Here is a 26,718-nt window from a genome sequence, read left to right as displayed (position 1 = left end):
TATCATATTATTAATGACATATTAAAGTGATGAAGTAGATTAGTAGATTTGATAGTCAATTTTTAAGAGACTTGATGGTGCTGTGAATCAAGATAAACTATCAATCGAATTACACTATGGAGCTTGTTCGGGTCATTCCGATAAAGATGACAGAGTGGCTTTTTAAGCAATCTGGGTGGTAACGCGGAAATAATTTTTCGTCCCTAATGTTATTATTAACGTTAGGGACTTTTTTATTATCAAAAGAATGGAGTGTATCTAATGAATATTTTAGATGAATTAGCATGGCGTGGTGCGATTAACCAAGTTTCTGATGAAGAAGGGTTAAGAAAATTATTAGATAAAAAGTCAGTAGGTTTATACTGTGGGGTCGATCCAACTGGAGATAGCCTTCATATCGGTCATTTAATTCCATTTATGATGTTAAAGAGATTCCAAGAAGCTGGACATCGAGCACATATCATCATTGGTGGGGGTACAGGTTCAATTGGTGATCCTTCAGGAAAAAAATCTGAACGTGTACTACAAACAATGGAACAAGTTCACCATAATGAAGAAGCTTTAACTAAGCAAATGAAGTATTTGTTTGGAAAGGATAATATCACAATTGTGAACAACCGTGATTGGCTTTCTAAAATTGATTTATTAGGTTTCTTACGTGACTATGGTAAGTTATTTAATGTAAATACAATGCTTAATAAAGAAGTTGTTGCAAGTCGTTTAGAAGTAGGTATTTCATTTACTGAATTTACATACCAAATTCTTCAATCTATTGACTTCCATCATTTATGGAAGAATAATGATGTTCAACTTCAAATTGGTGGAGCTGATCAATGGGGAAATATTACATCTGGTATAGATTTAATTCATAAGATGGAAGGTAGCGAGGCTGAAGCTTATGCATTGACTATCCCATTAATGTTAAAAGCTGATGGAACTAAATTTGGTAAAACAGCTGGTGGAGCAGTATGGTTGGATCCTGAAAAGACAACACCTTATGAATTCTACCAATTCTGGTTAAACCAAGATGATAGAGATGTTATTAAATACTTGAAGTACTTTACATTCTTATCTCAAGAAGAAATTGCTGACTTAGAAGAAAAAGTTAAGACTCAACCAGAAAAACGTGAAGCTCAAAGAAGATTAGCAGAAGAAACTGTAGAATTTGTACACGGAAAAGAAGCAGTTAAGGAAGCTGAACACATTTCTGCAGCATTATTCTCTGGTGAAGTTAAAGACTTAACAGCAAGTGAAATTGAACAAGGATTTAAGAACATGCCAAGTGTAGAAGTAACTGCTGAACCTAAGAACATCGTTGAATGGCTTGTAGATACTGGAATTGAAAGTTCCAAGCGTCAAGCTCGTGAAGACGTGACAAATGGTGCAATTAGAATTAACGGAGATAGAATTCAAGATTTAGAATTCACAATTAATCCATCTGCAGAATTTGATGGTAAATTTGTAATCGTTAGACGTGGTAAGAAGAAGTATTTCTTGGCAAGAGTAAAATAAGATAATATAAAAAGTGTATCTCTTATCCGAGTTGAAATTGGATTGAGATACACTTTTTTTAATTATTAATTATTTTTCACGTAATTTTTCTTGACGAGTATGTTCTGCTAGATGAACTAAGTTTGTTAAGAAGGCATGTGTTTTAGCTTCGTAATTATGTTTACGTCCAAGTTTTACTAAATATCCGTTGATGTAATCTACTTCAGTAGGGCGATTTTTACTCATATCTTGATACATTGAAGGATAATGGAGTGGATTAGCAACTTTACTTACATAGTTGACAGTAGCCAATTCTTCTTCTCTAGTTTGTAGCATTTTTACGCCATCGCGCTCACAAACGTCATAAGCTTCGTCAATTAATGCACGGGATAGTTCATCTGCCTTTTCGAAATTAGCATATTCTCCCATAGTTATTTCAAATAAAGTACATAACGTATTGACCACTGAGTTAAATACAACTTTAGCCATAAGAGTACCTCTGAAGTTTGTAGTCAAAGTAGGATTTATATTGGCTTTTTCTAATTCAGCTACAACTTTATGTGTCATTTCATCAGGTTTCTCTGTGTAGTTAGCTAAATTCATAGATCCAGCTCCAGGCTTACCAACGAAATCTACTTCTCCAGGTGCTTTTAGAATTGTTGCAACAAGGGCAGTACCTGCTAAAACTTTTTCAGGTTTAAAGTATTTTAGTAGTTTTTCAATATGACCCATACCGTTCATGCCAGTCAAAGCATATTGTTTGTCTGTAAAGAAATGGGAACATCTTTCAAGCATTTCACCAAGTTGCATTTGTTTTAGGAAGAAAATAACAACATCAGAGTCTGTATTATGATATTCTTCTGGGGTATACACTTTGACAGGAACTAAATGACGATTTTCCTTATCTCTAGTAACATAAACGCCACCTTGTTCTTTCATTTTATTAACATGTGGTTCCCAAGCATCTACAAATTCAACTTCATTTCCTGCTTGTTGAAGTAATACACCATATCTAAGTCCCATTGCACCTGCACCAACAACTGTAAATTTCATAATTCAAGCCTCATTTCTCTAAAGTATTTGGTTATAAAATAAAAACGCCCTTTAGTCTAGTAGAGACTAAAGGACGCTTAGCGTGATACCACCTTATATTTATTATGAATTCGCACTCATAAACTCGGTATGTAGCTGTTTTTTAACTACACATAGCTGTAATGGGCTAACCCACCAATAACTACTAAAATTCATTATGGCACTCAAAGTGATATTCGCTTTATTAGTAACTATCTCTTTTCACCAACCAGAGATTCTCTGAAGTATTTAATAAAGTTACTCTTCTTTTTCATAGTGTTTTATAACCGATGTTTAATTTAATGTTAATTATACACAAATGAAAATAAAATACAAGACAAAAAATAAAAAAAGTATTAAGTAATCCAGTAGACAACTTAATACTTAAATCTTACTTAAATCTTCAATTTCTTCAATTTCGAACCCTCTACGCTTTAATTTAGTAACAATCCTGTTTAGACGTTTTTCTTCAATTCCAGATGGTAGAGTGAATAAAGTCCGATGTAAATTATCTTTTTTACGAAACCCTAAAGAAATACAGCTAGCTATTTCAGAATATTGGGTAATAGTTTTTGCAATATCTACCAAATCACCACGTTCACCTTTTGAAAGAACTGTAAGAACATAGCTTCCGAGCTCAACATTCCAAGAACGAGATAACATTTTTAATAGACGATTATGGGTTAAGATACCAAAAAAGTAATTATTTTCATCTAAAACTGTAATGTATGGTAGATCCTTAATAGTGAAAAATATATTAAAAAATGCAGCGTTGATAGAGATGAATTTTGTAGCATTTTTTAATAGATAAGTGACGGGCAGAGTCATATCACCACCGCGAGATTTATGACGATATATGTGCATTTTGTAGATGTTACCTCTAAAAATCTTACCTGTTTTATCGAGAATAGGGACACAACGAAATCCGGTATCTTCTAAAATATCTAGGGCTTCAGCTAGAGATATATCTTCTTGAACTGTAACTAATTCGTCCTTAGTTTGGATTAAAGATTTTAATATCATTAGTAATTCTTCCTTAAAATATAAAATATGCTAATTAATAATAACATAGATATAAGATTAATGATAGAGGAGAAAATAAAGAAAAAATTCTTATTTTATAAGTGAAGTGTTTAATTTAACAAAGAATTATTCTTAGAACAAAAAAGAGATTGGATATAATCCAATCTCTAGAAACTTGTAATTAACTTTCTTATTACTTGTTTTCTTCAAGAGCCTTTAAGCCATCTGTAAGAACCTTCTTCAAAGTAGCAGCAGATTCTGTCATCTTCTTGCTTTCTTCTTCATTCAAAGGTACTTCGATAACTTCATGTAAACCAGTACCGTTAACAACGGCTGGAGTACCGATAAAGATATCGTTTAAACCATATTGACCTTCCATGTATGCAGAAACTGGTAATACAGCATTTTCGTCACGTAAAATAGCTTTAGAAATACGTGCAAGAGCAGCAGCAACACCGTAGAATGTAGCACCTTTCTTGTTGATGATTTCGTAAGCTTTGTTACGAACGTCATCTTCCATCTTATCTAAATCTTCTTTGGAGACACCATGTTCTTTTGCCCAATCTAAGAATGGACGACCACCGATTGTAGCAGCAGAGTATGCAGCAAATTCAGAGTCACCATGTTCACCCATGATGTAAGCATGCATAGAACGAGGATCCTTGATGCCTGTCATTTCAGCCATAGCAACACGTAAACGTGCTGTATCTAAAGAAGTACCGGAACCGATAACTTTTTCTTTAGGGAATCCAGAGAATTTCCATGTAGCATATGTCAAGATATCTACAGGGTTAGCTGCAACCAAGAAGATACCGTCGAAACCAGATTCAACAACTGGTTTTACGATAGAAGATAAAATCTTCAAGTTCTTGTTTACAAGATCTAAACGAGTTTCACCAGGTTTTTGAGGAGCACCAGCAGTAATAACAACTAAATCTGCATCCTTGCAGTCAGAGTATTCTGCTGCATAGATCTTCTTAGGGAATGTGAAACCTGTAGCATCGGATAAGTCAAGAGCGTCACCTTCTGTACGTTCTTTAACAACGTCTACGATACCAAATTCTTCGGCAGTACCTTGTAAAGCCATAGCATAAGCATAACTAGATCCAACAGCACCGTCACCGACTAAAATAACTTTTTGATGATTTTGTGTTTTTGACACAGTTCTTCATCCTTTCATAAGTAAGCTTTTTTTACAAATCTAGTATAACACGTTTTTCATAAAATGTGATATTATTTTCAAACAAATTTTCTAAGATTTAAGAGAAAATATGTTATACTTGACTAAAGATTTGGTGATAGGTTTCTGGGTAATGATGAATTAGCCAGCCTTTTTTGCGTGTATAAATAAAAAATTCTTTGAAAATGATGAAACTTATTTTGCTAAAATTGAAAGGAAGATATAAAAAAATGAAAATGATTGTAGGTTTAGGTAATATAGGAAAAAAGTATGAAGGTACAAGACATAATGTTGGATTTATGGTAGTAGAGCGTTTTGTGGAAGAACATGGTGGAAATTTTAACAAAGAAAAATTTGATTCATTGATATCAGAGTTATTTATTAATGGTGAAAAAATAATAGTAATAAAACCTACAACTTATATGAATGAATCTGGTAGAGCTGTTAGACCATTGATGGATTATTTTAATCTAACTACTGAAGATATTATTATTTGCCATGATGATATGGATTTGGAAATTGGACATTTACGTTTACGACAAAAAGGATCTGCTGGTGGACACAATGGAATTAAGTCTATTATTTCACATGTGGGGACTGAAAAATTTAAGAGAGTCCGTGTAGGAATTGATCATCCACAAAAAATGTCAGTGGTAGATTGGGTATTATCTAGATTTACTAAAGAACAAGAAGCAAAATTAGATGATGGATTAACTAGAGCTGTTGCTGCTTTAGATGATTGGATAGAAAATGATGATTTTATGAATACAATGAATAGATTTAACTAGTTAAGTGAGGAATCTAATTTAATGGAATTAATAGATACTTTTTTGAATGTCTCGGAATTGAAAGAGTGGGAAAAGAATTTAACTACTGATGGACGACATATGTTGACAGGATTGGTAGGCTCTTCTAAGACATTGATGATAGCTAAACTATTAAAAGATAAGAAAGTACCACAATTAATTGTGGAAAGTGATTTATACCATGCACAACAATTGCAAAGTGATTTAGAGAATATAATAGAAGATACAAGAATTGAATTATTTCCAGTAGAAGATATGTTAGTTGCAGAAATGGCAACTAGTTCTCCAGAATACAGAGCTCAAAGAGTAAGCGCCTTAACTGCATTAACTTCAGAAAATCCAGTAATTGTAATTACTACAGTAGCTGGGATAAGACGTTTTTTACCTAGTGTGGAGTACTGGAAACAACATGAAATTCAATTAGAGATTGGCAAGGAAGTTGACCCAGCCGAACTAGAGAAGAAATTATTTGAAATGGGATATATTAGGTCCAATATGGTAAATGCACCTGGAGACTTTGCAATCCGAGGATCTATCGTCGATATTTTTCCTTTAGATGCAGATAATCCGTATAGAATAGATTTCTTTGATATTGAAATTGATTCAATGAGGACTTTTGATATCGCAAATCAAAGAAGTATTGAAAATGTGGAGCAAGTAACTATCATTCCAGCTACTGACTTTATTGCTAGTAAAGAAGTTCTAGAGTTGGCTAGTGAAAAAATAAAAAAAGAATATAATAAGCAATTTTCAAAATTAAAGAATACAAAAGAAGAAAAACTAACTGAAAATATTCAAAAAATGTTAGCTGATTTTAAAGATGGTTTTTTAAAGGCTGAATATCTACCATATGCTGAATATATCTATCCACAAAGTACAAATTTAATTGATTACTTGAGTGATGAAGGGTTAGTAATCTTTGATGACTATTCTCGTTTAACTGAGAAACAAAAGAACCTAGAATATTCTGAAGCTGATTGGTTAACGGATAGACTACGTACTAATAGTTTGTTTGATAATTTAAAATTAGGTCATGATTTTAGAAGTGTAGAAAAGAAAATTAAACAACCTAGAATTTTCTTATCGTTATTTCAAAAAGGACTAGGCAGAATGAAGTTTGCCCAACTTGTAGATATAAAGACACGTGCTGTTCAAAAGTTCTTTGGACAGATGCCACTTTTGAAGACTGAAGTTTCACGTTGGGAAAAACAAAAGCAAACAGTTGTATTTTTGATTAATGATAGAGAAAGACTGGAAAAGGTCTCTCAAACATTAGATGATTTTGAAATTAAGTCGATTATAACAGATAAGAACGCAATTCAAGTTGGAGTTACACAAGTAGTCCAAGGTTTCTTAAATGAAGGATTTGAAATTCCTAAGGATAAACTTGTTGTTTTAACCGAAAATGAATTATTTTCTAACGTGAAGAAAAAGCAACCTAGACGTTTAACTATGAATAACGCAGAACGACTAAAAAGTTATACTGAGTTGAAAAAGGGTGACTATGTCGTTCATGTCAATCATGGGATTGGACGCTATATGGGGATGCAAACTTTAGAAGTTGGTGGACATCATCATGATTATATGACCATTCTCTATCAAGATGATGCGAAACTTTTTATCCCGGTATCTCAATTAGATAAGATACAAAAATATGTGTCTTCAGAATCAAAAACCCCTAGAGTTAATAAATTAGGTGGCTCTGAGTGGGCTAAAACTAAACGCCGTGTTGCTAATAAAATTGAAGATATTGCTGATGAGTTAGTTGATCTTTATGCTAAACGTGAAGCTGAAAAGGGATACGCATTTACTCCTGATGATAGCTATCAAAAAGAGTTCGAAGATGCATTTCCATATACAGAAACACCAGATCAACTGCGGAGTGCTAAAGAAATTAAACAAGATATGGAAAAGACCAAGCCAATGGATCGATTATTAATCGGTGATGTTGGCTATGGTAAAACAGAAGTGGCATTAAGAGCGGCTTTTAAAGCGGTTCAAGATGGTAAACAAGTTGCTTTCTTAGCGCCAACGACAGTTTTGGCTCAACAACATTACGAAACAATGGAACAACGTTTTGAAAATTTCCCTGTTGAGATTGGTATCTTATCTAGATTTAATACAGCCAAGGAAATTAAAGAGACTATTGAAAATTTAGAAACAGGCAAGTTGGATATTGTTGTTGGAACACATAGGTTATTGTCAAAAGATGTAAAATTTGCAGATTTAGGGTTATTAATTATTGATGAGGAACAACGTTTTGGAGTTAAACATAAGGAACGATTAAAAGAATTGAAGACAAGTGTAGATGTTTTAACATTAACAGCTACACCTATTCCAAGAACGTTAAACATGTCTATGTTAGGTGTACGTGATTTATCAGTTATTGAAACAGCACCCATGAATCGTTATCCAATACAAACTTACGTTATTGAAAAAAATTATGGGGTAATTGTAGATGGAATTAAGCGTGAAATAGAGCGTGGGGGACAGGTTTTCTATCTGCATAATCGAGTTGATGATATTGAAAAAGTTGCTAGTGAATTAGAAAGTTTAGTACCTGAAGCTAAAGTAGCTTATATTCACGGAAGAATGACCGAAACGCAACTAGAAAATATTTTGATAGATTTTATCGATGGTGAGTATGATGTTTTAGTCACAACAACAATTATTGAAACTGGTGTTGATATTCCTAACGTGAATACATTATTTGTTGATAATGCGGACAGAATGGGATTATCACAGTTGTATCAATTAAGAGGACGCGTTGGACGATCAAATCGTATTGCGTATGCTTACTTCATGTATCAACCTAATAAAGTGTTGACAGAAGTTGCTGAAAAACGTCTGGAAGCTATTAAAGATTTCACAGAGTTAGGTTCAGGATTTAAAATTGCGATGAGAGACTTATCAATTCGTGGAGCTGGAAATTTATTAGGTAAGCAACAACATGGTTTCATTGATTCTGTTGGATATGATTTGTATACACAGATGTTAAATGATGCTGTAGCTAAGAAACGTGGTAAAGAGATTAAAGTTAAAACGGATGCTGAACTTAATCTTGATTTGGAAGCTTATTTGCCAGCGGACTATATTACTGATCCTAAACAAAAGGTTGAGATTTATAAACGAATCCATCAATTTGAAAATGAGGATCAATATATAGAAGTTCAAGATGATTTAATTGATAGATTTGGGGAATATCCAATAGAAGTACACAATTTATTAGAAGTTGGCCAATTAAAAATGTATGCTGATGCAGCTTTAGTAGATAGTGTTAGCCAGAATAAAAAAACAATTGAAATTGAGTTATCAGATAAGTTAAATGGGAAATTAGACATTAAGGATGTTTTTAAAGTATTATCGGTAACTAAATTTAGTACGACTCTGGGAAATAAAAATCAAAAAATTCAGATTAAGTTAAACATCCAACCTGGCATGGAAAGTAATCAGATTTTGGAAGAATTAAAAAAATTACTCAAAGAATTAGCTAAAATGGTGGATGTCACTATGGATAAATCAGCATAGGTGAAGGTAATGAAAAATAATTTTGGAAATGTTATGAAGGGAGCAATAATCCTATCAGGGGCTTCTTTTATAGCTAAAATTTTAAGTGCGATGTACCGAATTCCTTTTGAAAATATGGTAGGGAATTTAGGATTTTATGTTTATCAGCAAGTTTATCCGATTTATGCAATTGGAATGACTTTTTCTTTATCAGGATTTCCTGTATTTATTTCAAAAATTATTGCTGAACAAGATGATATAGAATCAAAATACCAGATTTCAAAAAGGATATTCAACGTTTTAGTTGTACTGGCTATCTTGTGCTTTTTATTTCTACAATTTGGATCATCTCAAATTGCTGAAGCCATGGGAGATACAAAATTGAAGGTAATTATCAGGAGTGTTTCCTGGATGTTTTTGTTGATGCCTTTTTTATCAGTAGGAAGAGGATTTTATCAAGGTATATTTAATATGACGCCTACTGCTGTATCACAAGTGTATGAGCAACTAATAAGAGTGATTGTTATTATTGGGGTTGCGTGGTATGCGGTTAGACATCATTGGTCTATTTATAAAATGGGAGCTTGGGCGATGTTTGGCTCAACATTAGGAGGCTTAGTTGCACTACTATGTTTTGTAGGTATTTTTATAAGGCTTTTTTCAAGAAAATCCCACAAACATAGTATCAAATATCGAGATTTAGTAAAGAGACTAATGACAGAAGGAATCATGATATGTTTATTTACTGCATTGATGGTACTTTTGCAATTAATAGATTCCTTCACAATTAAGAATAATTTGGAGATTTATGGCTTATCTTCAATAAAAGCTAGAAATATAAAAGGTATTTACGATAGAGCTCAACCTCTAATACAATTAGGATTAGTAATAGGTGTAAGTTTTTCTTCAACGCTTTTACCTTCCCTAACAGCCGCAATTGAAAAGAAAGAAAAAACTACTTTTGAAAATACTGCATCATCTATCTTGAGAATTAGTTTAGGAATAGCTAGTGCTGCTACAGTGGGATTGTTAGCCTTATTGCCTGAAGTTAATAAACTTTTATTTGGTGATAGTGAACTTAGCTTGGTAATTGGAATATATTTACTAGGTATAATTTTAATGACAGTAATCAATAGTTATAGTTCTATTTTACAAAGCATTGATGAGTACAAAGTGTTACTGATTGGATTAGGGGTAGCTTTCTTAACTAAATATATTCTTAATAGTTACTTAATTGGTAAAGTTGGAATAATTGGAGCAAGTATTGCTACTACAGCTAGTTTATTATTAGCTGCAATTATCATTATTCTCTTTAGTTCAATAAAGCTTGAGATTTTATTTAGAAGTGATGGTTATGTCTTAAAATTATTACTTATTTCATGTATTATGGGGATAGTAGTAAAAGAACTTTCGATATTATTAGGATACCTATTGGGAAGTTCTAGATTAGATGTCGGAATAATTTCAGTAATATGTATTCCTGTGGGAGTATTTATTTTTGGAATTTTAGCAATTAAGTTTAATTTATTTACCAAAGAAGAATATATGGCGATGCCAGGTGGAAATAAGATTATAAAAATAATTGACAAATTAAATGGAGGACGTTGATGAGATTAGATAAGTTTTTGAAAATATCACGCATTATTAAAAGAAGAACAGTAGCAAAAGAAATTTCAAGTCAAGGTAGAATTACAATTAATGGCAAGGTGGCTAAATCATCATCAAATGTAAATGTTGGCGATGAAATTGTGATAAACTTTGGTAATAAAGTATTAACAGTCAAAGTTAATGATATTAGAGATACAACAAAGAAAAAAGAAGCACAAGAATTGTTTGAAGTTATCTCTGAAGAATATAAGGAAGATTTTTCTATATAAATAGTTTTGGACAAAGAATGGAAGGGGCTAGATAGTCAGTGAAGAAAAGATCAAAGATTACCATCATGGATAATGATTATTTTCGTAAGCAACAAGCTAAAAGTAAAAATGCTGCTTTAAAAGCTAAACACTATCAACATTATCGATTGTTTAGAGTAAGTATTATTTCTTTAACTATACTATTAACAATAGTGTTTGGAATAAGACTCATTACAATGCACTATCAAACCCAAAATATTAATGTTCAAACGGAAGAAGCTAATAAGAAGTTAGAAAAAGTAAAAGCTAAAAATGCTGATTTGAAAGAGCAGATTAAGCAATTAAATGATGAAGATTATTTAAGAAAATTAATTCGAGAAAAGTACTCCTATTCTAAAGATAACGAAATAATTTATAACTTACCAACAGATGTTACAAAAAATATTGGACAATAATTAAAAAAAGTTTAATTTAGTAGTATTAATAATATTTAGTGCGTGATATACTGAGAGGTATAGAATTTCGAGGAGGAAGACAATTTTTATGTCGATTGAAGTAGGAGCTAAACTTTCCGGAAAAGTTTCAGGAATTACAGATTTTGGTGCATTTGTTGATTTAGGGGATAAGAAGACAGGATTAGTTCATATTAGTGAAGTATCCAATACTTTTGTTAAAGATATCCATGAAGTCTTATCTGTTGGTGATGAAGTTACTGTTAAAGTTTTATCTGTCAGTGATGATGGTAAGATCGGTCTTTCCATCAAGAAAGCAGTAGATAAACCTCAAAAACAAAACAACCACCGTCGTAACAATAATCACGAACAACATAATAATAGGGATAAAGTAAAGAAAAATCATAATACTTCTTTTAAGCCAAAGCATGAAGAAAAGAAGAAAGATTTCGATTCCTTATTAGCTGGATTTTTGAAGGAAAGTGAAGATAGATTGACTTCCTTGAAACGTAATACAGAAGGAAAACGTGGCGGTCGTGGCGGTCGTCGCAGCTAATACAACAAAAGGCAAGAGGTAATTACTTCTTGCCTTTTTATTTTTTTGAAGTGAGTGATAAAGTTGAATGTAAAAAAATTTGAAAATCAATTATTACAGCGACTTAGGGATTTAAAAATTTCTAATAAAAAAGTATTGCTTGCAGTTTCTACAGGTGTAGATTCTATGGTCTTATTATCAGGAATGTTGAAATTGAGTAAAGTTTTAGATGTAGAAATTAATGTCGCTTATATTGATCATCAATTACGAGAGCAAAGCAAAGAAGAAACAAAATTTATTAAAGAGTTTTGTTTTGCACGGAATATTCCTTTATATGTATACAGGTGGGAAAAAGAAGAACATCCTGTACAAAGCATTGAAGCTGCAGCCAGAGAAGTTAGATATAACTTTTTTGAAAAAGTCCTAAAAGAAAATAATATTGAGTACTTGGTAACGGCGCATCATGGAGATGACCAAGCAGAAACTTTTTTAATGAAATTAATTCGAGGTGGGAATATTCAACAATTACAAGCAATTCAATCTGTACGCATTTTCAGAGAGGATTATCAAATAGTTCGTCCCATGTTAATTTTTAATAAAAAAGAAATTTATGATTATGCTAAACAATTAGGGATTAAATATTATGAGGATGAAACTAATAAAAGCGATGACTACCAAAGAAATAGGTTACGACATCATATAATTCCAGTATTAAAAGCAGAAAATCCAGAATTTTTAAAGCATGTATTAGAATATACTCAGCAATTAACAAATAATTTACAAGCAATTCAAGAAGTAGCTGATGTGAAACTGAATAAGATTTCTAAAGAAGAAACTTTGGACTATGATAAATTTGTTAAAGAAAGTCCCTTATGGCAACGTATTCTACTTGAACGATATTTAGAAGTAAAAGGATTAGAAATCAAAGAAACACAGGTACAGCAAATTTTAGCGATGCTTAATGATGAGAAGAAACCTCAAGCAAAGTTTGATTTGAATGAAAAATTTGAATTCTATCATGAATATCTCGAAATAGGAATAAGAATTAAAAGTACTACTAGTTTAAATCTAGAAGAAAATTTTGAATTAAAATTGAATCAATGGCACAACTTAGAAGAAGGAAAAAAGATAGGCTTATTTAAGCTTGATGAAATAGAACTAATGCCTGGAGATGAAACTCTAGTTGTAGAAGATAATGAAAATTGGGTAATTAGACATAGACAACCGGGTGATTCACTAAAAATGAGCTTTGGAAATCAAAAAATTAAAAAAGTTTTTATTGATAAAAAAATTCCAAGTGAACAGAGAAATAAAAGTTGGCTAATTACAAAAAATAAAAATGAAGTGTATTGGATTTTAGAAACAAAAAAAACTGATTTGTCACTGGCCCCACAAAATGCTAAAATTCATTACATACTAGTATTTAGAAAAAAGTAAGAAAGAGGTTAATCTTATGAACAACGACATCAAAGAAGTTTTATACAGTAAAGAACAAATCGCTGAAGTTACTAAAAGACTAGGAAAGCAAATTACTAAGGATTTTGAAGGTAAAAATCCATTAGTAGTTTGTGTTCTTAAGGGTGCTGTTATGTTCACAACTGATATTATTCGTGAAATCGATACATATTTAGAATTAGATTTTATGGACGTTTCTAGTTATGGAGAAGGAACAGAATCATCTGGTGAAGTTAAAATTATTAAAGACTTAGATACATCTGTAACTGGAAGAGATGTTTTAATCGTTGAAGACATTATCGATACAGGTCGTACATTACAACGTTTAGTTGAACTATTTAAGCATCGCAATGCAAAATCTGTTAAGATTTGTACTTTACTTGATAAACCTGAACGTCGTGTTGAAGGAGTTAAGCCTGACTATGTAGGTTTTGAAGTTCCTAATGAATTTGTAGTAGGTTACGGTTTAGACTTTGCAGGTCGCTATCGTAACTTAGGATATGTTGGAATTTTGAAGCCTGAAGTTTACGAAGGTTAATAAAATTTTAAACAATTTATTTTAGTGAAATTAATAGTCAATAATAGTCAAAATTTATTAATTATGCTATTATATTCACAATGGAGTGCTTATTTAATGGTGATAAGTGACTCTTTAATCCTTGGATATGGAGGAACGTTATGAATAACAACAGGAATGGTAACGGACTTCTTAGAAATAGTTTCTTTTATATCGTAGTATTCTTGGGTATTATGGGTGTCTTGTATTATATGTTTGGTAGTCGCCAAAGTATGCAGACACAACAAATTCAATCTAGTCAATTTATAACAGAATTGAAGAAGAATAATATTAAAGATTTTACGATGCAACCTTCTGGAAGTACGTACAAAATAACGGGTACTTATCGTCATGCTAAGAAATCATCTGGTTCGAGTGGTATTGCCGGAATTGCTTCCAGTGGTGCGGATGAATCAACTGGTTTTACAACTAATGTATTGACGAATGACTCGACTGTAAAACAAATTCAAGAGTATGCACAAAAAAATAAAATAAAAAATAGTGCTAAAGAAGAAGAATCTAGTAGTATTTGGATTCAACTTTTAATTTCAGTAGTTCCAATTCTATTCTTCATTTTCTTCTTCTACATGATGATGGGTCAAGCTGGCCAAGGTGGCGGCGGTGGCCGTGTTATGAACTTTGGAAAATCCAAAGCTAAGCCTATTGACAAAAAGAACAATAAAGTTCGTTTTTCAGATGTAGCTGGTGCTGAAGAAGAAAAGCAAGAATTAGTTGAAGTTGTAGAATTTTTGCGTGATCCACGTAAGTTCTTAGCTTTAGGTGCTAGAATTCCATCTGGTGTGCTATTGGAAGGACCTCCAGGAACTGGTAAAACTTTACTTGCTAAAGCTGTTGCTGGTGAAGCTGGTGTACCATTCTTCTCAATTTCTGGTTCTGACTTCGTTGAAATGTTCGTCGGTGTTGGTGCTAGTCGTGTGCGTGACTTATTTGAAAATGCTAAAAAGAACGCACCATCTATTATCTTTATCGATGAAATTGATGCAGTAGGTCGTCGTCGTGGTGCCGGAATGGGCGGTGGACATGATGAACGTGAACAAACACTTAACCAAATGTTAGTTGAAATGGATGGTTTCGAAGGTGATGAAGGTGTCATCGTTATGGCAGCTACTAACCGTTCTGATGTATTAGACCCTGCTTTGCTACGTCCAGGTCGTTTTGACCGAAAGATTTTAGTAGGTCGTCCTGATGTTAAGGGTCGTGAGGCTATTTTGAAGGTTCACGCTAAGAACAAGCCTTTAGCAAAAGATGTCGATTTGAAGATGATTGCTAAGCAAACACCTGGTTTTGTTGGTGCTGACTTAGAAAACTTATTGAATGAAGCTGCATTACAAGCTGCTCGTCGTGATAAGAAAGAAATTGATGCATCTGATATCGATGAAGCAGAAGATAGAGTTATTGCAGGACCTGCTAAGCGTGATCGTGTAATTAGTAAGCATGAACGTGAAACAGTGGCATATCACGAAGCTGGACATACAATTGTAGGTTTAGTATTAAATGAAGCACGTGTAGTTCATAAGGTTACAATCGTACCTCGTGGACGTGCTGGCGGATATGCTATCATGTTACCAAAAGAAGATCAAATGTTGATGTCCAAGAAGAACCTTAAGGAACAAATTGCTGGTTTGATGGGTGGACGTGCAGCCGAAGAAATTATCTTTGGTCAACAATCTTCTGGTGCTTCTAATGACTTCCAACAAGCTACTCAATTAGCTAGAGCAATGGTTACAGAATTTGGTATGAGTGACAAGTTAGGCCCTGTTCAATATGAAGGTCAAGCTAATATGCAACCTGGTGAATTCAATGGTCAACATAGTTACTCTGGACAAACAGCTAATATCATTGACGAAGAAGTTAAACGTATTGCCAATGAAGGTATGCAACAAGCTAAGGAAATTATCGAAGCTCATAGAGAACAACATAAAGTAATCGCTGAAGCATTACTTGAACATGAAACTCTAGATGAAAAACAAATCTTGAGTTTGTATAAGACAGGTAAGATGCCAGCAGAAAACGAAGATGAATTTCCTAGTGAAAAGGCAGCAACTTTTGAAGAAGCAAAACAAGCTGTTGAACGTAGAGAAGCTAAAAAACAATTAGCTGAAAAAGATGAGGAACATAAAGAAACAGAAGTGTTCTATCCTCATGAATCAGATGAAGATTCTGATAAGAAAGATGAATAACAAAAATGGTATTGGTGGTTTTAAACTGTCAGTACCATTTTTTATTTGACAAAATAAAAAAGATAATAATAGAAAAATTGACTACAATTTGTTAGTATGTAATTTGTGTATAAAAATAAAGAGGTAAGAAAAATGTCTGATTATTTAGTTAAAAGCTTAGTATATGATGGAGCAATTAGAGCTTATGCAGTTGATGCTACTGAAACTGTAGGAGAAGCACAAAAATTACACGATACTTGGAGTGCTGCTTCAGCTGCTTTTGGTAGAAGTTTGATAGGTACTTTATTATTATCAGCATCGGAACTATCTGGTGATGAAAAAATGACCGTAAAAATCAATGGCGATGGACCAATTGGGGCTATTGTGGTAGATGGTAATGCTAAAGGTACAGTCAAAGGATACGTACATGAACCACATGTGCATTTGCCTTTAAATGAAAAACATAAGATTGATGTTAAAGGCGCAGTAGGTACTCAAGGCTTTTTATCAGTAACTAAAGATTTAGGATTAAAAGAGCCTTTTACAGGACAAGTGCCCCTTGTATCTGGTGAGTTAGGTGAAGATTTCACTTACTATCTAGCTAAGTCAGAGCAAATTCCATCAGCCGTAGGATTATCTGTTTTTGTTGAAGATGATAACACAATAGGTGTAGCTGGTGGTTTTATGATTCAAGTTTTACCAGGAGCTAGTGATGAGATTTTAGATGAAATTGAAAAGAAGTTACAAGAAATACCGTTAGTATCTGAAATGATGCGTAAAGATGGTAAGACTCCTGAAGAAATTTTGTATACACTTTTCCCAAAAGACAAAGTAAAAATTCTTGAGAAAATGCCAGTAGCATATGAATGCGATTGTTCAAAAGAAAGATTTGCTGAAGCACTAGCAAGTTTACCTAAAAAAGATCTTAAAGAAATGATAGAACAAGATAAAGGTGCAGAAGCAGTTTGCCATTTTTGTGGGAAAAAATATGAATTTAATGAAGAAGAATTAACTAAAATTATGAATGAAGCTAATCAAGCTTAAAATGGAGGAAGAGAATAATGGAATGGAAAATTGGTGATATAGTTATCCCTAATCAAGTTGTAGTAGCTCCTATGGCTGGGGTTACAAACGTTGCCTTTCGTATGATTTGTAAGGAATTTGGTGCAGGTTTAGTTGTTTGTGAAATGATTTCTGACAAAGGAATCCATTTTAGAAATAAGAAAACATTAGATATGCTATTTGTTGATCCAACTGAGCATCCAGTTAGTGTCCAAATTTTCGGTGGTAGCAAAGAAACTTTAGTTGAAGCTGCTCAATTTGTGGCAGAAAATACTGCGACTGATATTATCGATATAAACATGGGTTGTCCAGTTCCTAAAGTTACAAAGACTGATGCTGGTGCAAGATGGCTTTTAGATCCAGATAAGATTTATGAAATGGTTCATGCAGTTACTAGTTCTATAGATAAGCCTGTAACAGTTAAGATGAGAACCGGTTGGGATGAAGATCATATTTTAGCTGTTGAAAATGCATTAGCAGCAGAAGAAGGTGGAGCTAAAGCATTAGCAATGCATGGACGTACTAGAAAGCAATTATATACAGGACATGCAGATTGGGGAATTTTAAAAGAAGTAGCTGATCATTTAACTAAGATTCCATTTATGGGGAATGGTGATGTTCGTACACCAGAAGAAGCTAAGAAGATGTTGGATGAAGTTGGAGCAGATGCAGTAATGATTGGTCGTGCAGCTTTAGGTAATCCTTGGATTGTTAAGCAAACAACACATTACCTTGAAACAGGAGAAATTTTGGAAGAACCTACACCTGCAGAAAAGATTAAAGTTGCTAAGGAACATTTACATCGTTTAGTTAAAGCTAAAGGTGAAGTTATTGGGCCAAAAGAATTCCGTTCTCAAGCTGCATATTATTTGAAAGGAATCCCACGTTCCGCGCGTACTAAAGCGGCTTTAAATTCTGCAGATACAGAAGCAGAAATGATCGATATTTTTGATAATTTCTTAGCAGATACATTAGCACGTCAAGCTGTTTAGTGGATATTTTGTTAATATTATAATTAATATGTTCAGTTGACTATGATATAATAAAGAGCAGTGTATAAATTATTGAGAAAGTGAGGATTTTAAATGGCTAATCAACAATCAATGAATGATCAGTTAAGAGTTCGTCGTCAAAAGATGCAAGAATTGCGCGATGAAGGCGTTGATCCATTCGGTCATAGATTTGAGCGTGATTTCTTAAACAAAGAATTACACGACAAATTTGAAGATAAGACAAAAGAAGAATTAATTGACTTAGATGTTAAGGCTACAATCGCAGGACGTATGGTAGCAAAGCGTGGTAAAGGTAAGGTAGGCTTTGCTGATTTACAAGATAAGACAGGTAGAATGCAACTTTACATTCGTAAAGATGAAGTTGGCGAAGAAATGTACCATATCTTTAAACGTTCAGATTTAGGAGATTTCTTAGGTGTAACTGGTGATGTTATCAAGACTGATATGGGTGAGCTTACAATTAAAGTAACTAAACTTACTTTCTTATCCAAGGCTCTAAGACCATTGCCAGATAAATTCCACGGTCTTCAAAACGTAGAACAAATTTATCGTCAACGTTACTTAGACTTAATTACTAACCGTGAAAGTTACAATCGTTTTGTAAACCGTAGCAAGATTGTTACAGCTGTTCGTAATTATTTAGATAGTAATGGATTTTTAGAAGTTGAGACACCTGTATTACATAATCAAGCTGGTGGTGCAGCTGCACGTCCATTTATTACACATCATAATGCATTGGATATTCAACTTTACTTACGAATCGCTTTAGAATTACACCTCAAACGTTTGATTGTTGGTGGAATGGAACGTGTTTATGAAATTGGTAGAGTTTTCCGTAATGAAGGAATTGATACTAAGCACAATCCAGAATTTACAATGCTTGAAACTTATGCAGCATACTTTGACTTTAAAGACGTTATGGATGAAACAGAAGGTATCTTTAAAGCAGCTGCTAAAGTTGTAACATCTGATGGGAAGATTAACTATCAAGGAACGGACGTTGATTTTAATAAAGAATTCAAACGTGTTCATATGGTAGATTTAATCAAGGAAAAGACGGGAGTAGATTTCTGGAAAGAAATGTCTCTTGAAGAAGCTAGAAAGATAGCAGATGAGCATAAAGTTCATTATGAACCATACTGGCAAGTAGGTCATATTATTAATGAATTCTTTGAACAATTCTGTGAAGATACAATTGTTGATCCAACTTTCGTTTATGGTCATCCTGTAGAAATTTCACCATTAGCTAAGAAAAATGCTGATGATCCACGTTTCACAGATCGTTTTGAATTATTCATTTTAGGAAATGAATATGCAAATGCCTTTACTGAATTGAATGATCCAATTGACCAACGTCAACGCTTTGAAGCACAAGTTGCTGAACGTCAAGCTGGTAATGATGAAGCTGAAGGTATCGATGAAGATTATATTGAAGCTATGGAATACGGAATGCCTCCAACAGGGGGATTAGGTATAGGAATTGATAGATTGGTAATGCTTCTAACAGATGCACCATCAATTCGTGATGTACTCCTATTCCCAACTTTGAGACCAGAATAATAGAAAATAAGATAAAAAATCAGTTTGTAAATAAGCAAACTGATTTTTTTTAGATTTTATTAAAAAAAGTGTTGACGCAGAGGTGTAACTCGTGTATATTATTTAAATGTTGCTGCTACTTAAGAAGTTGCAAGTTATGAAGTTGATAATTTTTTTATTGACATATTTTTTAACTGTGATATAATTAAATAGTTGCATGAGAATGTTATATGATCTTTGAAAACTAAACAAAGTTTCGATGAAACAAATGTGCAGGGCTTCTATAAAGAAGCAAAAACATTTGCGAAGTCAATTCGCTAGTAAAAATAATGAGTCACAAACTTTAAAATGAGAGTTTGATCCTGGCTCAGGACGAACGCTGGCGGCGTGCCTAATACATGCAAGTCGAACGAAACTTTCTTACACCGAATGCTTGCATTCATCGTAAGAAGTTGAGTGGCGGACGGGTGAGTAACACGTGGGTAACCTGCCTAAAAGAAGGGGATAACACTTGGAAACAGGTGCTAATACCGTATATCTCTAAGGATCGCATGATCCTTAGATGAAAGATGGTTCTGCTATCGCTTTTAGATGGACCCGCGGCGTATTAACTAGTTGGTGGGGTAACGGCCTACCAAGGTGATGATACGTAGCCGAACTGAGAGGTTGATCGGCCACATTGGGACTGAGACACGGCCCAAACTCCTACGGGAGGCAGCAGTAGGGAATCTTCCACAATGGACGCAAGTCTGATGGAGCAACGCCGCGTGAGTGAAGAAGGTCTTCGGATCGTAAAACTCTGTTGTTAGAGAAGAACACGAGTGAGAGTAACTGTTCATTCGATGACGGTATCTAACCAGCAAGTCACGGCTAACTACGTGCCAGCAGCCGCGGTAATACGTAGGTGGCAAGCGTTGTCCGGATTTATTGGGCGTAAAGGGAACGCAGGCGGTCTTTTAAGTCTGATGTGAAAGCCTTCGGCTTAACCGGAGTAGTGCATTGGAAACTGGAAGACTTGAGTGCAGAAGAGGAGAGTGGAACTCCATGTGTAGCGGTGAAATGCGTAGATATATGGAAGAACACCAGTGGCGAAAGCGGCTCTCTGGTCTGTAACTGACGCTGAGGTTCGAAAGCGTGGGTAGCAAACAGGATTAGATACCCTGGTAGTCCACGCCGTAAACGATGAATGCTAGGTGTTGGAGGGTTTCCGCCCTTCAGTGCCGCAGCTAACGCAATAAGCATTCCGCCTGGGGAGTACGACCGCAAGGTTGAAACTCAAAGGAATTGACGGGGGCCCGCACAAGCGGTGGAGCATGTGGTTTAATTCGAAGCAACGCGAAGAACCTTACCAGGTCTTGACATCCTTTGACCACCTAAGAGATTAGGCTTTCCCTTCGGGGACAAAGTGACAGGTGGTGCATGGCTGTCGTCAGCTCGTGTCGTGAGATGTTGGGTTAAGTCCCGCAACGAGCGCAACCCTTGTTGTCAGTTGCCAGCATTAAGTTGGGCACTCTGGCGAGACTGCCGGTGACAAACCGGAGGAAGGTGGGGACGACGTCAAGTCATCATGCCCCTTATGACCTGGGCTACACACGTGCTACAATGGACGGTACAACGAGTCGCAAGACCGCGAGGTTTAGCTAATCTCTTAAAGTCGTTCTCAGTTCGGATTGTAGGCTGCAACTCGCCTACATGAAGTCGGAATCGCTAGTAATCGCGAATCAGCATGTCGCGGTGAATACGTTCCCGGGCCTTGTACACACCGCCCGTCACACCATGAGAGTTTGTAACACCCAAAGCCGGTGGGGTAACCGCAAGGAGCCAGCCGTCTAAGGTGGGACAGATGATTGGGGTGAAGTCGTAACAAGGTAGCCGTAGGAGAACCTGCGGCTGGATCACCTCCTTTCTAAGGAATAATTACGGAACCTGTACATTTATCGAATACTTTGTTTAGTTTTGAGAGGTCATATCTCTCAAGATTTTGTTCTTTGAAAACTAGATATTGATTTATTTCTTAAAAATAAACCGAGAACACCGCGTTTTAAAGAGTTTAAAACAAGAATTATAGTTCTTAATCGCTAAACTCATAACCTATTATCGTTAGATAATATTAGGTTAAGTTATTAAGGGCGTATGGTGGATGCCTTGGCACTAGGAGCCGATGAAGGACGTGACTAACTGCGATATGCTTCGGGGAGTTGTAAGTAAACTATGATCCGGAGATTTCCGAATAGGGAAACCTAACAGGTTTTACCGCCTGTTATCACTAAGTGAATTCATAGCTTAGTTGAAGGTAGACGTGGGGAACTGAAACATCTAAGTACCCACAGGAAGAGAAAGAAATTCGATTCCCTCAGTAGCGGCGAGCGAACCGGGAAGAGCCCAAACTAAGAAGCTTGCTTCTTAGGGTTGTAGGACTGAACATTTGAGTTACCAAGAAATGAAGTAGTTGAATAATCTGGGAAGATTAGCCAAAGAGAGTGATAGCCTCGTAAGCGAAACTTCGTTTCCTCAGTTCAGGATCCTGAGTACGGCGGAACACGTGAAACTCCGTCGGAATCCGGGAGGACCATCTCCCAAGGCTAAATACTACCTAGTGACCGATAGTGAACCAGTACCGTGAGGGAAAGGTGAAAAGCACCCCGGGAGGGGAGTGAAATAGTTCCTGAAACCATATGCCTACAAGTAGTCAGAGCTCGTTAATGAGTGATGGCGTGCCTTTTGTAGAATGAACCGGCGAGTTACGTTAGCGTGCGAGGTTAAGGAGGAAAGTCCGGAGCCGTAGCGAAAGCGAGTCTGAATAGGGCGAGATAGTACGTTGACGTAGACCCGAAACCAGGTGACCTACCCATGTCCAGGTTGAAGGTGCGGTAAAACGCACTGGAGGACCGAACCCGTGTATGTTGAAAAATGCTGGGATGAGGTGTGGGTAGAGGTGAAATTCCAAACGAACTTGGAGATAGCTGGTTCTCTCCGAAATAGCTTTAGGGCTAGCCTCGGAGTTAAGAATCGTGGAGGTAGAGCACTGTTTGGACTAGGGGCCCGTCTTGGGTTACTGAATTCAGATAAACTCCGAATGCCACAGATTTATATCCGGGAGTCAGACTGCGAGTGATAAGATCCGTAGTCGAAAGGGAAACAGCCCAGACCACCGATTAAGGTCCCAAAATATGTGTTAAGTGGAAAAGGATGCGGAATTGCATAGACAACTAGGATGTTGGCTTAGAAGCAGCCACCATTTAAAGAGTGCGTAATAGCTCACTAGTCGAGTGATCCTGCGCCGAAAATGTAACGGGGCTAAACACATTACCGAAATCGTGGATGTACCGTAAGGTACATGGTAGGAGAGCGTTCTAAGGACGGCGAAGCTAGACCGTAAGGACTGGTGGAGTGCTTAGAAGTGAGAATGCCGGTATGAGTAGCGAAAGATCAGTGAGAATCTGGTCCACCGTATGACTAAGGTTTCCTGGGGAAGGCTCGTCCTCCCAGGGTTAGTCGGGACCTAAGCCGAGGCCGAGAGGCGTAGGCGATGGATAACAGGTTGAGATTCCTGTACTGGTTAAACTTGTTTGAACAATGGAGGGACGCAGGAGGCTATCGATGCGTACTGTTGGATATGTACGTTCAAGCAACAAGTCTGTAGATGAGTCAAATGCTTATCTACTTAAGGACAAGTTGTGATGAGGAGCGAAATTTAGTAGCGAAGTGAGAGACGTCACACTGCCAAGAAAAGCTTCTAGTTAGAGTTTAATCACCCGTACCGCAAACCGACACAGGTAGTCGAGGCGAGTAGCCTAAGGTGAGCGAGAGAACTCTCGTTAAGGAACTCGGCAAAATGACCCCGTAACTTCGGGAGAAGGGGTGCTGAGCGCAAGCTCAGCCGCAGTGAATAGGCCCAGGCGACTGTTTATCAAAAACACAGGTTTCTGCAAAATCGTAAGATGAAGTATAGGGGCTGACGCCTGCCCGGTGCTGGAAGGTTAAGAGGATGGGTTAGCGTAAGCGAAGCTCAGAATTGAAGCCCCAGTAAACGGCGGCCGTAACTATAACGGTCCTAAGGTAGCGAAATTCCTTGTCGGGTAAGTTCCGACCCGCACGAAAGGCGTAACGATCTGGGCACTGTCTCAACGAGAGACTCGGTGAAATTATAATACCCGTGAAGATGCGGGTTACCCGCGACAGGACGGAAAGACCCCATGGAGCTTTACTGTAGCTTGATATTGGGTGTTTGTACAACTTGTACAGGATAGGTAGGAGCCGTAGAAGTCGGAACGCTAGTTTCGATGGAGGCATTGGTGGGATACTACCCTCGTTGTATGAACACTCTAACCCTCGCCGGCAATCACGGCGGGAGACAGTGTCAGGTGGGCAGTTTGACTGGGGCGGTCGCCTCCTAAAAGGTAACGGAGGCGCCCAAAGGTTCCTTCAGAATGGTTGGAAATCATTCGCAGAGTGTAAAGGCATAAAGGAGCTTGACTGCGAGACCTACAAGTCGAGCAGGGACGAAAGTCGGGCTTAGTGATCCGGTGGTTCCGTATGGAAGGACCATCGCTCAACGGATAAAAGCTACCCTGGGGATAACAGGCTTATCTCCCCCAAGAGTTCACATCGACGGGGAGGTTTGGCACCTCGATGTCGGCTCATCGCATCCTGGGGCTGTAGTCGGTCCCAAGGGTTGGGCTGTTCGCCCATTAAAGCGGTACGCGAGCTGGGTTCAGAACGTCGTGAGACAGTTCGGTCCCTATCCGTCGCGGGCGTAGGAAATTTGAGAGGATCTGTCCTTAGTACGAGAGGACCGGGATGGACATACCGCTGGTGTACCAGTTGTTCCGCCAGGAGCATCGCTGGGTAGCTAAGTATGGATGAGATAAACGCTGAAAGCATCTAAGTGCGAAACTCACCTCGAGATAAGATTTCCCATTACGTAAGTAAGTAAGATCCCTGAAAGATGATCAGGTAGATAGGATGGAAGTGGAAGTGCTGCGAGGCATGGAGCGGACCATTACTAATCGATCGAGGACTTAACCAAGTAAAGAAAACGTGAGTTTTCGGTGAAAGAGATAAATGATATCTAGTTTTGAGAGAATAAAATCTCAAGTAAATAGTGCGGTGATGATGGCACGAAGGATACACCTGTTTCCATTCCGAACACAGAAGTTAAGCTTCGTAACGCCGAGAGTAGTTAGAGGAACGCCTCTTGCGAGGGTAGGAAGTCGCCGTGCGTTATTCCGGCATAGCTCAGTTGGTAGAGCATCTGACTGTTAATCAGGGTGTCGACGGTTCGAGTCCGCCTGCCGGAGTTATGGCCCGTTGGTCAAGTGGTTAAGACACCGCCCTTTCACGGCGGTAACATGGGTTCAAATCCCGTACGGGTCATCCTAATAAACTTATGCCGGCTTAGCTCAGTTGGTAGAGCATCGGTATCGTAAACCGAGGGTCACAGGTTCGAATCCTGCAGCCGGCATAACAAGTTGCTGATATTTATGATAATTAACGTTATTTAACATTAGTTTGTTGAATAACGTTTTTTTATTTCAAAAAAATCTTCTAAATATTGGCATTTGATTTTTATTTTACAGATTAAAGATATAAGCTACTTTACTTTAGAAACAAAGGGATTAGAATTATTGGTAATAAGTATTGTTTTAGATACTAATTAATCTAATATATTTAGAAATAAACAAAAATAAATACTTATTTCCTCAAGTTATGATAAGATGAATATGTACATAAAAATTGAGATAAAAAAAAGATAAATTTAGTTCGAAAGTAGGGAATTTTTATGGAAAATGAAGTGCTTTTTCCAGGTGATACTCTGGGGATTATTGGTGACAGTTCTAATGGAATTATATTGGCTCAAACAGCTAAAAGACTAGGATTTAAAGTAATTGTTTACGCTACTAACGAAGGAAGTCCTACTTTAGCTGATGCAGATGTTAAGATTGTAGGAGAATTTAGCGATAAGGCTAAGTTACAAGATTTTGCTGAACGTTGTGATTTAGTAATGTATGAATCAGAACATATATCTTCTGAAGTTATTGCATATCTACAAAAATTCACTAGAGTTCCGCAAGGTTCTGAAACTTTAGAAATTGCACAGGATAGATTGTTGGAACGTGCTTTCTTTGAACAAATGAATATAAATATTGCCCCTTATGCAACAATTGTTAGCTTAGAGGACGTTTACCAAGCTGTTAGCTCAATTGGATATCCTTGTGTATTAAAACCTATTCAAAAAGGATTTGGACCTAAACGTCAACAAATAATTCGTAAGCAAACAGATATTGCCAAATGTGCAGACATTATTGATATGGGGACTTATATCTTAGAATCGTGGATACCTTATAATAAAGAACTATCAGTTATAATGACACGTGATTATGATGGAAATTTATCATATTTTCCTGTAATTGAAACTAGATATAAAGAAAATCGTCTTAACGAGGCAATTGTACCAGCTAATGTCCAACCTGATGTAGAGGAGGAAGTAAAACGTTTAGCTGGTGAAATTGTCAGTGGTTTAAAATATGTAGGTGCTTTAGAAGTAGCTTTCTATCTAACTGAAAGTGGTTCTTTGTATGTAAAAAGAATTGTGCCAGCTTTACACAATTCTGGCTACGTCTTTGATAAGGCAACTAATGTTTCGATGTTTGAGCAACATCTTAGAACTTTGGTGAAGATGCCATTAGTTGATATTAAATTAGTTCAACCTGCAGGCATGGTAATGATTGAAGAAGAAAATATTGATGATATTCGTACACAATGGGTACTAAAAAATAATTGGTATTATACATTCTTTAGATACCCAGAATCAATGAGACCACAACCAGAAGGCTATATTATAGTATTAGCTGAAAATGAAATGGAAATAAAACAACAAATAGAATCGACTGGTATTTGGGACGATTTATCAAAAGAATAATAGTTAATGGAGCGATAAATAATTATAAAGTTATCGCTCTTTTTAATGATTAATAATTGGATTTTAGTTA

General features: G+C 36.0%; 17 protein-coding genes, 3 tRNA genes, 3 rRNA genes and 2 other annotated features. Of the genes, 20 read left to right on the top strand and 3 right to left on the bottom strand.

The genetic code is table 11. From position 1 onward, the window contains the following. The first annotated feature begins 20 nt into the window (after window positions 1-20). Window positions 21-208, top strand: a binding site (T-box leader). Between the two features lie 53 nt (window positions 209-261). Beyond that, window positions 262-1,512 carry a tyrosine--tRNA ligase gene (tyrS, locus tag PTA89_RS07030; RefSeq protein WP_324177109.1) on the top strand — a complete coding sequence of 417 codons (1,251 nt, stop codon included), beginning with the start codon at window positions 262-264 and terminating at the stop codon, window positions 1,510-1,512. A gap of 69 nt (window positions 1,513-1,581) precedes the next feature. Here the strand turns inward: tyrS and PTA89_RS07025 are convergent, their stop codons facing one another. The 3 genes from PTA89_RS07025 to PTA89_RS07015 all read right to left on the bottom strand — a co-directional run bounded on the left by PTA89_RS07025 (window position 1,582) and on the right by PTA89_RS07015 (window position 4,747). After that, entirely contained in the window at window positions 1,582-2,544 is a 963-nt protein-coding gene (locus tag PTA89_RS07025; RefSeq protein ID WP_003705272.1) for a ketopantoate reductase family protein, read from the bottom strand. Window positions 2,545-2,610: 66 nt separating this feature from the next. Continuing rightward, window positions 2,611-2,846, bottom strand: a binding site (T-box leader). A 100-nt stretch (window positions 2,847-2,946) separates the two neighbouring features. Then, entirely contained in the window at window positions 2,947-3,585 is a 639-nt protein-coding gene (gene cbpA / locus PTA89_RS07020) for a cyclic di-AMP binding protein CbpA (protein ID WP_003705271.1), read from the bottom strand. Window positions 3,586-3,778: 193 nt separating this feature from the next. Beyond that, complete coding sequence (locus tag PTA89_RS07015; RefSeq protein WP_003705269.1) at window positions 3,779-4,747, bottom strand: L-lactate dehydrogenase; 969 nt, start codon at window positions 4,745-4,747, stop codon at window positions 3,779-3,781. A 248-nt stretch (window positions 4,748-4,995) separates the two neighbouring features. Here PTA89_RS07015 and pth point away from each other — a divergent pair, with 248 nt between their 5' ends. The 19 genes from pth (at window position 4,996) to PTA89_RS06920 (ending at window position 26,648) form a co-directional block, all read left to right on the top strand. After that, window positions 4,996-5,553, top strand: coding sequence for an aminoacyl-tRNA hydrolase (gene pth / locus PTA89_RS07010; protein ID WP_003703198.1), 558 nt, complete (start codon window positions 4,996-4,998; stop codon window positions 5,551-5,553). Window positions 5,554-5,574: 21 nt separating this feature from the next. Then, window positions 5,575-9,099 carry a transcription-repair coupling factor gene (gene mfd / locus PTA89_RS07005; protein WP_324177108.1) on the top strand — a complete coding sequence of 1,175 codons (3,525 nt, stop codon included), beginning with the start codon at window positions 5,575-5,577 and terminating at the stop codon, window positions 9,097-9,099. Window positions 9,100-9,108: 9 nt separating this feature from the next. Beyond that, a complete protein-coding gene (locus tag PTA89_RS07000) occupies window positions 9,109-10,686 on the top strand; it encodes a putative polysaccharide biosynthesis protein (RefSeq protein WP_324177107.1) in 1,578 nt (525 codons plus the stop codon). Continuing rightward, on the top strand, window positions 10,686-10,955 hold the full coding sequence (locus tag PTA89_RS06995; protein WP_003709726.1) for an RNA-binding S4 domain-containing protein: 270 nt from the start codon (window positions 10,686-10,688) through the stop codon (window positions 10,953-10,955). Before PTA89_RS07000 ends, PTA89_RS06995 begins: the two co-directional genes overlap by 1 nt. 38 nt (window positions 10,956-10,993) lie before the next feature. After that, window positions 10,994-11,389 (top strand): FtsB family cell division protein, encoded by a 396-nt coding sequence (locus PTA89_RS06990; protein WP_034997743.1) that lies wholly within the window; start codon window positions 10,994-10,996, stop codon window positions 11,387-11,389. Between the two features lie 88 nt (window positions 11,390-11,477). After that, a complete protein-coding gene (locus PTA89_RS06985; RefSeq protein WP_003705264.1) occupies window positions 11,478-11,942 on the top strand; it encodes a S1 domain-containing RNA-binding protein in 465 nt (154 codons plus the stop codon). A 57-nt stretch (window positions 11,943-11,999) separates the two neighbouring features. Then, the gene (gene tilS, locus PTA89_RS06980) at window positions 12,000-13,358 is read left to right on the top strand and encodes a tRNA lysidine(34) synthetase TilS (protein WP_081535234.1); all 1,359 of its coding nucleotides are present in this window, start codon (window positions 12,000-12,002) and stop codon (window positions 13,356-13,358) included. A 16-nt stretch (window positions 13,359-13,374) separates the two neighbouring features. Continuing rightward, entirely contained in the window at window positions 13,375-13,914 is a 540-nt protein-coding gene (gene hpt / locus PTA89_RS06975) for a hypoxanthine phosphoribosyltransferase (protein ID WP_003701387.1), read from the top strand. 140 nt (window positions 13,915-14,054) lie between these two features. Further along, window positions 14,055-16,133 (top strand): ATP-dependent zinc metalloprotease FtsH, encoded by a 2,079-nt coding sequence (gene ftsH / locus PTA89_RS06970; protein ID WP_003701388.1) that lies wholly within the window; start codon window positions 14,055-14,057, stop codon window positions 16,131-16,133. A 132-nt stretch (window positions 16,134-16,265) separates the two neighbouring features. Continuing rightward, window positions 16,266-17,156, top strand: coding sequence for an Hsp33 family molecular chaperone HslO (gene hslO, locus PTA89_RS06965; protein ID WP_087365878.1), 891 nt, complete (start codon window positions 16,266-16,268; stop codon window positions 17,154-17,156). 17 nt (window positions 17,157-17,173) lie between these two features. After that, the gene (gene dusB / locus PTA89_RS06960) at window positions 17,174-18,166 is read left to right on the top strand and encodes a tRNA dihydrouridine synthase DusB (RefSeq protein ID WP_003701390.1); all 993 of its coding nucleotides are present in this window, start codon (window positions 17,174-17,176) and stop codon (window positions 18,164-18,166) included. 93 nt (window positions 18,167-18,259) lie between these two features. Beyond that, window positions 18,260-19,747: a lysine--tRNA ligase gene (gene lysS / locus PTA89_RS06955; RefSeq protein WP_003701392.1), complete on the top strand. Its 1,488-nt coding sequence runs from the start codon at window positions 18,260-18,262 to the stop codon at window positions 19,745-19,747. Window positions 19,748-20,070: 323 nt separating this feature from the next. After that, window positions 20,071-21,632: ribosomal RNA gene (locus PTA89_RS06950) — 16S ribosomal RNA — on the top strand. A 207-nt stretch (window positions 21,633-21,839) separates the two neighbouring features. Further along, a 23S ribosomal RNA gene (locus tag PTA89_RS06945) occupies window positions 21,840-24,755 on the top strand. A gap of 76 nt (window positions 24,756-24,831) precedes the next feature. After that, window positions 24,832-24,948 (top strand): 5S ribosomal RNA (gene rrf, locus PTA89_RS06940). Together the 16S, 23S and 5S rRNA genes with 3 tRNA genes alongside form the textbook arrangement of a ribosomal RNA operon. Window positions 24,949-24,953: 5 nt before the next feature. Beyond that, window positions 24,954-25,026 (top strand) — tRNA-Asn (locus tag PTA89_RS06935). Between the two features lie 4 nt (window positions 25,027-25,030). Continuing rightward, window positions 25,031-25,102, top strand: a tRNA-Glu gene (locus PTA89_RS06930). Between the two features lie 15 nt (window positions 25,103-25,117). Beyond that, window positions 25,118-25,190: transfer RNA gene (locus PTA89_RS06925), tRNA-Thr, on the top strand. A gap of 318 nt (window positions 25,191-25,508) precedes the next feature. Continuing rightward, window positions 25,509-26,648 (top strand): 5-(carboxyamino)imidazole ribonucleotide synthase, encoded by a 1,140-nt coding sequence (locus PTA89_RS06920; protein WP_324177106.1) that lies wholly within the window; start codon window positions 25,509-25,511, stop codon window positions 26,646-26,648. Window positions 26,649-26,718 lie beyond the last annotated feature (70 nt).

It is taken from the genome of Ligilactobacillus salivarius (assembly GCF_035231985.1).
Lineage (GTDB): Bacteria > Bacillota > Bacilli > Lactobacillales > Lactobacillaceae > Ligilactobacillus > Ligilactobacillus salivarius.
Note: the sequence above shows the minus strand (reverse complement) of the source record. Positions and strands in the feature narration are given on the sequence as shown.

Excerpts from the sequence above, each read along its gene's own strand:
- PTA89_RS06920 (WP_324177106.1), top strand. The coding sequence starts at position 25,509 with ATGGAAAATGAAGTGCTTTTTCCAGGTGATACTCTGGGGATTATTGGT.
- tyrS (WP_324177109.1), top strand. The coding sequence starts at position 262 with ATGAATATTTTAGATGAATTAGCATGGCGTGGTGCGATTAACCAAGTT.
- PTA89_RS06985 (WP_003705264.1), top strand. The coding sequence starts at position 11,478 with ATGTCGATTGAAGTAGGAGCTAAACTTTCCGGAAAAGTTTCAGGAATT.
- cbpA (WP_003705271.1), bottom strand. The coding sequence starts at position 3,585 with ATGATATTAAAATCTTTAATCCAAACTAAGGACGAATTAGTTACAGTT.
- hslO (WP_087365878.1), top strand. The coding sequence starts at position 16,266 with ATGTCTGATTATTTAGTTAAAAGCTTAGTATATGATGGAGCAATTAGA.
- PTA89_RS07025 (WP_003705272.1), bottom strand. The coding sequence starts at position 2,544 with ATGAAATTTACAGTTGTTGGTGCAGGTGCAATGGGACTTAGATATGGT.
- mfd (WP_324177108.1), top strand. The coding sequence starts at position 5,575 with ATGGAATTAATAGATACTTTTTTGAATGTCTCGGAATTGAAAGAGTGG.
- PTA89_RS07000 (WP_324177107.1), top strand. The coding sequence starts at position 9,109 with ATGAAAAATAATTTTGGAAATGTTATGAAGGGAGCAATAATCCTATCA.
- lysS (WP_003701392.1), top strand. The coding sequence starts at position 18,260 with ATGGCTAATCAACAATCAATGAATGATCAGTTAAGAGTTCGTCGTCAA.
- hpt (WP_003701387.1), top strand. The coding sequence starts at position 13,375 with ATGAACAACGACATCAAAGAAGTTTTATACAGTAAAGAACAAATCGCT.
- PTA89_RS06995 (WP_003709726.1), top strand. The coding sequence starts at position 10,686 with ATGAGATTAGATAAGTTTTTGAAAATATCACGCATTATTAAAAGAAGA.
- pth (WP_003703198.1), top strand. The coding sequence starts at position 4,996 with ATGAAAATGATTGTAGGTTTAGGTAATATAGGAAAAAAGTATGAAGGT.
- dusB (WP_003701390.1), top strand. The coding sequence starts at position 17,174 with ATGGAATGGAAAATTGGTGATATAGTTATCCCTAATCAAGTTGTAGTA.
- ftsH (WP_003701388.1), top strand. The coding sequence starts at position 14,055 with ATGAATAACAACAGGAATGGTAACGGACTTCTTAGAAATAGTTTCTTT.